Consider the following 7,153-nt stretch of genomic DNA (forward strand, 5'->3'; position numbering starts at 1 on the left):
CCCTTCTGGGGGTGCTGAGGAGCGGAGCTTTTCGCGGATCAGGGCTGCGCGTGTTTGAGCGAAGCGAGTTTCGCGCGGACCCCGCGAAAAGTGAGCACCGCAAGTTGCCCGTAGCGAAGCGAAGGGACGCCCACAGCAGGGTCGCCTTTCTTTTGCTTACTTTTCTTTGGCGAAGCAAAGAAAAGTAAGTCGCCCGCCGGGGCGAGTCCCGGCCAACACCCTCACCAACCCCCTACAAATAATTAAACAACGCAATAGAGTTCAACTTAGCAAACGTCATCTGCGTAGCCTGCAACGAAGTCTGCTGCTGATAAAACTCCGAAATCGCACTGGCGGGATCCAGATCCTGAACGTTAGACAAATACTGCTTGTCATTCAAATCCCGAGTAGCCCCACTCGTATTCAGCGATTCCAGCTCATTCATCCGCGACCCCACAGACGAAAGCACAGTCAGCACGTTGTCATGCGCATTCGTGACCTTCACGTTGGCCGTGCTCAGCGCGTTCTGCAACTGTGCCTGCGCCTGCGCCCCCCCACCCGCAAGCGGCGTCCGCAACGCAGTGACCAGCGCGCCGATGGAAGCAAAGATATCCGTCCCCGCATTCTTCGCAGTCGTCACATTGAAGGTATCGCCATCCGCCGGCGCACCGCTGATGCTGATCTGCACACCGCCAAAGGCAATCGGCTGGCCGTCAACGAAGGCGCCAGTCGCGGCGACGACGGGCGGCGTGTCATTGGTGGTGACCGTGTAGTTGCCACCGACGAAGCTGATCTGAAAATCCTTGCCATAGTTCGCTGCAGTGGCGTCCAGCACACCCACGGAACCAAACACGCCGGTACCGGTATTGCCCACTCCGCTCGACGTAACGTAACCCGCCCCACCTTGCACCGACTGGAACACACTGCGCCCGTCATCGCCAGTCGACATCTGGCGCGCAACGTCCACCTGCATCATCCGCTGACCTTGGTCACCGACATACTGCACGCCACCACCGGCCATCGCAGCAAAAGGCGCGTTGGCACTCTTGTAGCCGGCGAACAGGAACTGCCCATTCCCATCATCGGAATTGGCAATGCCCACGAGCTGATCCAGATTGCTCTGAATGGTGGTGGCCAGCGATGCACGATCGGCATCCGACAGCGTGCCGTTGCCGGCCTGCACCGTCAGGGTCTTGATGTTCTGCATGATCGAGGTCGCGCTGTCGAGCGCGGTTTCCTCGCGTGACAGCGACAGCATCGCCCGGTCGCGGCTCGATGCGTACTGCGAAGACTCGGCCAGCGTCTCGCTGACGCCGAGCGCGCGCGCCGCCGCGACGGGGTCGTCCCCGGCGGTCAGAAACTTGGTGCCCGCGGCCAGCTTCTGTTGGACTCGGAACAGGTTTTGCTGCTGCAGACCCATCGCGTTGACGTTCTGCTCGTAGAAAGAACTGGTGCTGATGCGCATCACGGCTCCTGGAATCGGGTGATGGGATGAAAAGGAATCAAGCGCTGATGGCGAGGATCGCGTCGAAGATCGTCGATGCGGTCTGGATCACCTTCGCGTTGGCCTGGTACATCTGCTGGAACATCAGCAGGTTGGCGGTCTCCTCGTCCTGGTTCACGCCGGAGATGGATTGCTGGCTGGCCTTGATCTGGGCCGTGACGCTGTCCTGCGTGGTGCTCGCGACGCTGATCTCCTGAGCGCGGTTGCCGACCTCGCTCACCAGCTGTGAATAGGCACCGTTGAAGGTGGTGGTGCCGTTGCCGATCGTTGTCGCGCGCTGCAATGCGCCGAGCAGTAGCGCGTTGCTGCCGTCGGACACGCCCGCGACGTTCTTGGAGATGGTGAAGCTGTCACCCTGCGCCGGCGAGCCGGTCAAGCTGACCGTGATGCCGTCGAAGCTCATCTTGGCGCCTGCCGTGTAGGGCACCGGGGTGCCGGCCGCGTAGGTGGTGCTCGTGCCGTTCGCCAAGGTCACCGTCACGGCCGAGGTGGCCGGAAAACCCGAGAGGGTGTTGGTCGCGGCGTCGTAGCTCATCGTGACGTTCGCAGCCAACGGCGTGGCGGTGTAGCCCGCATCGACAGTCGCCGTGCCGAGCGCGCCGCTGCCCTGGTTGGCGGTGGCGTTGCCGGTGATCACCGGCGACGCGGCAGCGACCTTGGCCGGATCGAGCACAAGCACGTCCATGTCGCGTGCGCCATTGCGGGTCGGCTGGACCAGGAAGGTGTCGCCGTCCTGCGCAGTGCCGCTGGCGGCCGAGAGGCTCACGCCGTCGAAAGTGATCGGAAAGCTGGTGTAGCTGCCGACAGATTGGTTGTCCGAGAGCCGTGTGACCGAGTAGTTCAGCACGCCGGCCACATCCTTGACCTGCACCGAGTAGTCGCTCGTCGTGAGCTGGTTGGTGTCGGTCACCGTGCCCGCGAGCACAAGGCTGCCGGTGTTCTTCGCGTTCGAGAAGACGCCCGGGGCCGCCGTGGTGAAGAAGTTCTGGCCGAGCGCGCCGTTGAGATCGACGCCCAGGTCGTGCTGTGCGTTGAACGCACCTGCAAGCGCCATCGACAGACGGCCGATGGCGTTCTGTGTCGGCGTGAGCGTCTGGGTGCGGAAGGCCAGCAGCCCGCCGAGCGAACCGCCGGTGATCGCGCTGTCGCTCAACTCCGAAACATTGCCGGCGATCCCGACCAGCGCCACGGCCTTGCGCGTCGGGTCGGCGGCGGATTGCACGGCCTGCATCGTTGCGGCCTGATCGCCCACCACCAGCGACTGGCCGGTGCCGATGAACACGTTGTACTTGCCGTTGTCCTGCTGCAGGACCTTGACATCGACGATCTGGCTCAGCTGGCTGACGAGCTGGTCACGCTGGTCCATCAGGTCGTTCGGTGGCTGGCCGCCAGCCACCGCACTCATCATGCTGATCTGCTGGTTGAGGTTCGCGATCTTGCCGGCGAAGGTGTTGATCTGGTCGACGCTGCCCGTGATTTGATCGTTGACCGATGAGTTCAGGTCAGAGAGGTATTGATCCGTCGCGCGGAATTTGTTGGAAAGCGACTGCGCGGAGCTGATCAGCTGTTGCCGCGCGGCCGAATCGGCCGGCGTGTTGGCGACGCCCTGCACCGCGGTGAAGAAGTTCTGCATCAGCGGGCTCAGGCCTGCCGTCTTGTCGGCCAGCAGCGAATCGATGCGGTCGATCTCGGTGCCGTACGAACTCAGCGCCGCAGAACTCGATTGTGCGGAAGCAAGTTGCGCGGTGAGGTAGCGGTCGTAGCTGCGCGTGACCGTGGTGACGGTCGCGCCGCTGCCGATGTAGCCCGAACCGGTTGCGATGGCGCCGTTGGTGGCGACTTGCGCAACCTGGCGACTGTAGCCCGCCGTGTAGACGTTGGCGGTGTTGTGAGCCGTGGTCACCAACGCGGTTCGCGCGACGTTGAGACCGCTCAGGCCCGTGAAGAACAAGCTTGACATGTGGCTTTACCTGTATGGGTGAGTATTGGTTGGCGGCATCGTCTCGATGCCCTCTGTGTCTATATCGGCGCGGTCGCGCGGAAGTTGAGGTCCGCTTCGTCGCTGCCCAGCCTGAAGACGCTGACAGCCTGGACCAGACTCGTTGCCTGCTCCTGCAGCGAGCCGGCGGCCGCGGTCGCCTCTTCCACCAATGCCGCGTTCTGTTGCGTCACCTGGTCCATCTGCGTGATGGCCTGGTTGATCTGTTCGATGCCCGAGGTCTGCTCCTGGCTGGCTGCCGTGATCTCGCCCATGATGTCCGTCACGCGCTTGACGCTGTCGACGATCTCTTCCATCGTCTTTCCGGCTTCGCCGACCAGTGCACTTCCGGCATCGACCTTGCCGACCGAGTCGTCGATCAGGCCCTTGATTTCTTTCGCCGCCGCTGCGGAGCGTTGTGCAAGGCTTCTCACTTCGGAAGCCACCACAGCAAAGCCGCGGCCCTGTTCACCTGCACGCGCAGCCTCGACCGCCGCGTTGAGCGCCAGGATGTTGGTCTGGAAAGCGATGCCATCGATCACGCCGATGATGTCCACGATCTTCCTGGATGACGCATTGATGGAGGCCATCGTGTCCACCACCTGGCTGACCACGCTGCCGCCCTTGACCGCCACTTCGGAAGCTGAAACTGCGAGTTGGTTGGCCTGCCGCGCGTTGTCCGCGTTCTGCTTGACGGTGCTGGTCAACTGTTCCATCGACGCAGCCGTCTGCTCCAGCGAACTGGCCTGCTCTTCGGTGCGCGAGGATAGGTCCTGGTTGCCCGTCGCAATCTGCCCCGACGCCGTCGCAATGGTGTCGCTCGACGTCTTGATCTTTCCAACCACGGATGTGAGCTGATCCTGCATCTGCTTGATGGAATGCAGCAGGCTGCCGTCATGCGCGCGCTCGGCGTCGACATTCACCGTCAGGTCGCCGCTCGCGATGCGGCCGACGACATCCGCCGCATGGGCGGGCTCGCCTCCCAACTGACGCGCCAGGACACGCGCGACCGCAAGGCCAAGTCCCACGCTGACCAGGACGCCGACCAGCGCCATCATCAGCATCATCAGCCGCGAACTCCTGTAGACGTCCGTCGCATGTTCCGCGCTCTCTTTCGCGAGCGCGTTGCTGTGGGCCACCATGCTCTTCAGGACCTCCTCGAGCCCTCGGGACTCCTGCAGCAGGCGCGTGCTGTCCTCGGCCACCCGCCCGTCGAATTGCGAACTGTCCAGCGACTGCTTGGAGATCAGCGTCAGGAAGTCATCCATGTGCTGCTTCAAGGGTGGGAGCAAAGCCTCGTACTGCCCGAACAGCTTCTTGCCGGCGTCGCTTTCCTCGAAGAAGGACTTCACCTCGGCGCCCCGCGCCGCGAGGCTGTCCATGGAAGTCGTCAACTCCTTCGCTGCCACATTGCGCTCGCCGCGCGTGGAAGCCGACAGAAGGCTCATCTGTGCGCGACTCGCATACAGCAGATGGATGTTGGCCTCTTGAACAGCCTGCAGGGCGCGGAGCTCGTGCGCGTAGAGCCTCTCCGCCGCATCGCTGATGCGCCCCATGTGAAAGATGCCGAGCGCGCTGACGACCGCACCGACGGCCGCAACCACGAGAAAACTGAGGACCAGCTTGACGGTCACACGAAGCTTTTGGAACCACTGCATTTTTCTTCGCTTAGAACTCGGCCCAGTCGCCCGGCGCTTCCGCGGGTACGGCACGTTTCGCGGGCGCAGCGACCCGCCGGGCTGCGGACTTCGCCAGCGCAGGCTGTCCGCTCGCGGCACGCTTTGGCGCCACGTCATGGCTGTCTGATCGTGCCCGTGCGATCGTACGGATCGCCTGGTTGTCGCTGTCCAGCCTGAAGACGCTGACGGCCTTGACGAGACTCGTCGCCTGTTCCTGCAATGAGCCAGCCGCTGCGGCGGCCTCTTCCACCAGCGCCGCGTTCTGCTGCGTCACCTGGTCCATCTGCGTGATCGCCTGGTTGATCTGCTCGATGCCCGAGGTCTGTTCCTGGCTGGCTGCCGTGATCTCGCCCATGATGTCCGTCACGCGCTTCACGCTGTCGACGATTTCTTCCATCGTCCGGCCAGCCTCGGCGACTTGCTTGCTGCCTTCCGCGACCTTCTCCACCGAGTCGCCGATCAGCGTCTTGATTTCCTTGGCCGCTGCCGCCGAGCGTTGCGCGAGGCTGCGCACTTCGGAAGCCACGACCGCAAAGCCGCGGCCCTGTTCACCTGCACGTGCGGCTTCGACCGCCGCATTCAGCGCCAGGATGTTGGTCTGGAACGCGATCCCATCGATCACGCCGATGATGTCCACGATCTTGCGCGACGAGGCATTGATGGAGCCCATGGTGTCGACCACCTGGCTGACCACGCTACCGCCCTTGACTGCCACTTCGGAGGCCGAGACCGCGAGCTGATTCGCCTGCCGCGCGTTGTCCGCGTTCTGCTTGACGGTCGAGGTGAGTTCCTCCATCGAGGCAGCCGTCTGTTCCAGCGAACTGGCCTGCTCTTCGGTGCGTGAGGACAGGTCCTGGTTGCCCGTCGCAATCTGCCCCGATGCTGTCGCGATGGTGTCGGTGCCCGTGCGCACTTCGCCCACCACCTTCGCCAGGCTGTCGTTCATGTTCTTCAGCGCCCGCATCAGCTGGCCGGTCTCGTCACGGCCTTGGACTTGGATGCGTGATGTCAGATCGCCAGCCGCGACCGTCTCTGCCACCTTGACGGCATCGCCGAGAGGACGAACGATGCTGCGCGAGATAAAGAAGGCAAACGCACCTCCGATCAATACCGAAGCCAGCGTCAGGATGGCCCTCAATTGAAAGGCCCGATCGTTCGCCGCATCGATGGCCTGGCTCATGTCGTTGATCGCCTTCCGTTCCATCGACAGGAGATCGAGGACGCGGCTTTCATACGCCTTCGCTGCCGGCTGGAACGACTCCTTGAAGACTCGCTCCGTTTCCGGAATGTTGCCGCTTGCCTTCGCCTTGCCTACGAGTTCCTTGGCGGCCTGGTATTTCGCGCGCAGTTCGACGATCGACTTGAACGCCGCCTTCTCCTCGTCGACGACCAGCAGGGCCTCGACCTTGTTCATGGTCTCGGTGCCCTTCTTGACGCTGTCGGAGATCACATCGGCAAAGGTGACTGGAAGCGTCTCGTCATTGGTCTTCGCGATCATCGAGGTGCGCGCGATGGCCGAATAGGTGAGCACATACCAGTCGGAGATGAGCCGCTCCTTCGCCAGCGGGCTTTCCATCATGTGCCGCGTCGCGGCAGCATTGTCCCTGGCATTGATCAGCGCAAAAGTCGACGAGATGATCGTCAGGCCCAGCACGATGGCGAAGCCGATGGCAAGACGCGTTCCGATGCGTACGTTGGATAGAAAGGTCATGATGGTGCTTGGAAGTTCAGGTTTTTCTCGAATCAGGCGGTGGCTTCGACCAGGCCCATTTCCTCGCTCGACATCAGGCGGTCGATGTCGACCAGGATCAGCATCCGCTCGTCCAGCGTGCCCAGCCCGATCAGGTAGTCCGTTTCCAGCACGGACCCCATCGCCGGCGCAGGCTTGATCTGCTCGGCGGTCAGCGTGATCACGTCCGACACGCTGTCCACCACCATCCCCACCACGCGGCCTGCGATGTTCAGCACGATCACCACCGTGAACTGGTCGTAGCTCGGCGTGCCCAGCGCAAA

At 62.9% G+C, this 7,153-nt stretch carries 5 protein-coding genes; all 5 read right to left on the reverse strand.

The annotated features are described in order from the left end of the window. Positions 1-232 precede the first annotated feature (232 nt). Positions 233-1,444: a flagellar hook-associated protein FlgL gene (gene flgL, locus AC1DN9_RS29720; protein ID WP_478105963.1), complete on the reverse strand. Its 1,212-nt coding sequence runs from the start codon at positions 1,442-1,444 to the stop codon at positions 233-235. A 37-nt stretch (positions 1,445-1,481) separates the two neighbouring features. Further along, positions 1,482-3,443: a flagellar hook-associated protein FlgK gene (gene flgK, locus AC1DN9_RS29725; RefSeq protein WP_478105964.1), complete on the reverse strand. Its 1,962-nt coding sequence runs from the start codon at positions 3,441-3,443 to the stop codon at positions 1,482-1,484. A 59-nt stretch (positions 3,444-3,502) separates the two neighbouring features. After that, positions 3,503-5,119, reverse strand: coding sequence for a methyl-accepting chemotaxis protein (locus AC1DN9_RS29730; RefSeq protein ID WP_478105965.1), 1,617 nt, complete (start codon positions 5,117-5,119; stop codon positions 3,503-3,505). A 10-nt stretch (positions 5,120-5,129) separates the two neighbouring features. Next, positions 5,130-6,851: a methyl-accepting chemotaxis protein gene (locus AC1DN9_RS29735; protein WP_478105966.1), complete on the reverse strand. Its 1,722-nt coding sequence runs from the start codon at positions 6,849-6,851 to the stop codon at positions 5,130-5,132. A 32-nt stretch (positions 6,852-6,883) separates the two neighbouring features. Further along, positions 6,884-7,153: chemotaxis protein CheW (locus AC1DN9_RS29740; RefSeq protein ID WP_478105967.1), on the reverse strand; the 270-nt coding region annotated here is incomplete at its 5' end.

The organism is Variovorax sp. 05L425 (assembly GCF_056397705.1).